The organism is Bacillus hominis, from assembly GCF_018332515.1.
Classification (GTDB): Bacteria; Bacillota; Bacilli; order Bacillales; family Bacillaceae_G; genus Bacillus_A; species Bacillus_A hominis.
In genome coordinates, this window is sequence record NZ_BOQD01000442.1 from 1 (window position 1) to 3,026 (window position 3,026).

Consider the following 3,026-nt stretch of genomic DNA (forward strand, 5'->3'; position numbering starts at 1 on the left):
TCATTTACATTACATATATAGTGTACCAAAATATGAAAAACTCAAAAAGGATATTGTTTTATTATAAAAGCAATATATTTTCAGATAACCGACATAATCCTTTCAAAATATACACACAGCTTTGTAACAAGTCTCACATACCTTACTCCTATTTTCACTATAAACTAATTGTAGATAATGTAAAAAAGGAGTGAATATTTATTATGTCCGACGTTCTGTTACTGAGTCGTTTTCAATTTGCAATTACTATTTTTTATCACTTTTTATTTGTACCTTTGACAATCGGACTTGTTATTTTAGTAGCATGTATGGAAACTCAATACGCCCGCACATTGAATCCAACATACCGCAAAATGGCAAATTTCTGGGGGAAATTATTTACAATTAACTTCGTAATGGGGATTATAACCGGTATTACGATGGAATTCCAATTTGGAACAAACTGGTCTGAGTACTCCAAATATATGGGAGATATTTTCGGATCACCTCTCGCAATTGAAGCACTCGTTGCCTTCTTCTTAGAATCTACCTTCATGGGGATATGGTTATTCGGTAAAGATAAAATTTCACCAAAGTTCCGTGCCTTCTGTATGTGGATGGTCGCACTTGGAACAAATATTTCTGCCCTTTGGATTATTACAGCAAACGGTTTCATGCAAAATCCTGTTGGCTACGTAGTACGTAACGGCCGCGCTGAATTAAATGACTTCTGGGCTCTTGTTACAAATCCATATGCATGGAATATGTTCTTCCATACTGTAATTGGTTGTTATATTGTCGGCGCTTTCTTCGTTATGGCAATTAGTGCATATCACTTACTACGTAAAAATGAAGTGGAATTCTTCAAAAAATCATTTAAGTTTGGTTTAATGTTAGGATTATTCGCAGCAACTATTACACCTTTTATGGGACATCAATCCGGGGTATCAGCTGCTAAATATCAACCAGCAAAAGGAGCTGCAATGGAAGCAGTTTGGGAAACTGGAAAAGGACAAGGCTTCTCAATCATTCAAATTCCTGATGTGAAAAATGAAAAGAACTTTGAATTCCTTACTATTCCAAAGCTAGGAAGTTTCTTCTATACAAACTCATTTGATGGCGAAATTACTGGTTTAAAAGATATTCCGAAAGAAGATCGTCCAAATGTTAACCTCGTGTACTATAGCTTCCGCTTAATGGTTGCACTTGGTATGTTCTTTATGGCATTAACTTGGTTCGGTTTCTATTTAAACCGAAAAGGAAAACTAGAAAACTCAAAACGTTATTTAAAAATTACAATGTGGTCTGTCTTACTTCCATACATTGCAATTAATGCTGGTTGGATTGTCGCTGAAGTAGGTCGCCAACCATGGACAGTATATAAACTGATGCGTACAGCAGAATCTGTATCACCTATATCAGTCCCGCAAATTTGGTTCTCGTTAATTAGTTTAATCTTGTTCTACACTTTACTCTTAATTGCAGACGTATACTTAATGCTGAAGTTCGCGAAAAAAGGACCAGCTGCATTAGAAGAACCTGCTACTGAAGGAGGTACAGCTCATGTCTCATGATATGCTTGCAGTCATCTGGTTCGGTTTATGGGGCGTAATTTGGACCGTTTACTTCATTCTTGATGGCTACGCACTCGGTAACGGGATGATTTTCCCATTCGTTGCGAAAGACCGACAAGAACGAAATCAATTACAAGAAGCTATTGGCCCGTTCTGGGGTGGTAATGAAGTATGGTTAATTACAGCCGGTGGCGCAACATTTGCTGCCTTCCCAGTCACATATGCAAATATGTTTAGTTACCTATATACACCACTATTTTTAGTATTACTTGCACTATTTGCTCGTGCCGCTGGACTTGAATTTATGCATAAAGACGATTCACCAATTTGGCAAAAAACTTGTAAATGGGCATTTACAATTGGTAGTTTCCTAATCGCCTTCTTATTCGGTGTTACATTCGCTAATCTATATTACGGACTAGAAATCGGAAAAAATGGTTATGAAGGAAATTTACTTAGCTTACTAAACCATTATGGTATTTTAGGTGGGCTTTTCTTCACTGCTATATTCGTCGTATCTGGTGCCCTTTGGGTTATGATTAAAACGACTGGCGAAGTATCTGATCGTGCTTATAAAATCGCAAGACCATTTTCAATGGCAGCTGCTATCATTTTAGCTATCTTCTATGTCGCAACTGCAAATCGTACAAATTTATTCCAAAACTTCACGGAATATCCTGTACTATTCATTCTTCCAGTACTTGCAATGTTAATGAGTGTACTCGCACTTATTATGGTTTACAAACATAAAATCGGCCTTGCATTCACATTCGTTTGCTTAACAATCGCAATGTTTATGACAACTGGTTTTGCAGGTATGTTCCCAAGAATGTTACCATCACGTATTAACGACGCATACAGTACAACGTTATATAACGCAGCCGGTAGTGAATTAAACTTAAAAATTATGTTCTTCGTTGCAATCGTCATGGTACCAATCGTTATTGGATATCAGCTTTGGAGCTACAGCATATTTAAAAATAAAATTCATAAAGACTCTGCTAAAGGCTATCACTAAAATGAAAAAGACACTTCGAGCGAAGTGTCTTTTTTACGTATGATTTTCGATAAGATGTTACATTTCTAATCTAACAACTATGATAAAGAAGTATCACTAACAACTCAATTGTATCACAAGGCAAATACATCACTTTATGCAATTTTACATATAAAAATTATAACGTAGATTGAATTACTTGGTCATACACATCGTTATCCGTTACATCTGCCGTACTAATACCACTGAATGTCCTCACATTTAATCCGGTATTTGAAGATCCCGATCCGTTATAAGCTTTCGTTTTTTCAATCGGATGTACGTTATATTTATCACCTAAGTTAATTGTCCCGTTACAGTTCTCAATAATAACCCCTTCAACAATAGCTGGCATTTTATCACCTACTTTCATTTCATTACTCCCATTCTATGAGAATCGCCTAAAAAAATAGCATGTGTAAATAAGAAAAAGCACT

At 36.1% G+C, this 3,026-nt stretch carries 3 protein-coding genes; 2 read left to right on the forward strand and 1 reads right to left on the reverse strand.

Annotated elements, in window-relative coordinates; genetic code table 11:
- Positions 1–203: 203 nt before the first annotated feature.
- Both cydA and cydB read left to right on the forward strand, forming a co-directional pair.
- Entirely contained in the window at positions 204–1,553 is a 1,350-nt protein-coding gene (gene cydA, locus KI356_RS26175; RefSeq protein ID WP_128282923.1) for a cytochrome ubiquinol oxidase subunit I, read from the forward strand.
- Positions 1,543–2,571, forward strand: coding sequence for a cytochrome d ubiquinol oxidase subunit II (gene cydB, locus KI356_RS26180; RefSeq protein ID WP_212936903.1), 1,029 nt, complete (start codon positions 1,543–1,545; stop codon positions 2,569–2,571). Before cydA ends, cydB begins: the two co-directional genes overlap by 11 nt.
- A 157-nt stretch (positions 2,572–2,728) precedes the next feature.
- Here the strand turns inward: cydB and KI356_RS26185 are convergent, their stop codons facing one another.
- Complete coding sequence (locus KI356_RS26185; RefSeq protein ID WP_002015747.1) at positions 2,729–2,962, reverse strand: spore germination protein; 234 nt, start codon at positions 2,960–2,962, stop codon at positions 2,729–2,731.
- Positions 2,963–3,026: the final 64 nt, after the last annotated feature.

What these genes read in the sequence shown, in the direction of transcription:
- cydA (WP_128282923.1), top strand. Translation starts at nt 204, where the DNA reads ATGTCCGACGTTCTGTTACTGAGTCGTTTTCAATTTGCAATTACTATT.
- cydB (WP_212936903.1), top strand. Translation starts at nt 1,543, where the DNA reads ATGTCTCATGATATGCTTGCAGTCATCTGGTTCGGTTTATGGGGCGTA.
- KI356_RS26185 (WP_002015747.1), bottom strand. Translation starts at nt 2,962, where the DNA reads ATGAAAGTAGGTGATAAAATGCCAGCTATTGTTGAAGGGGTTATTATT.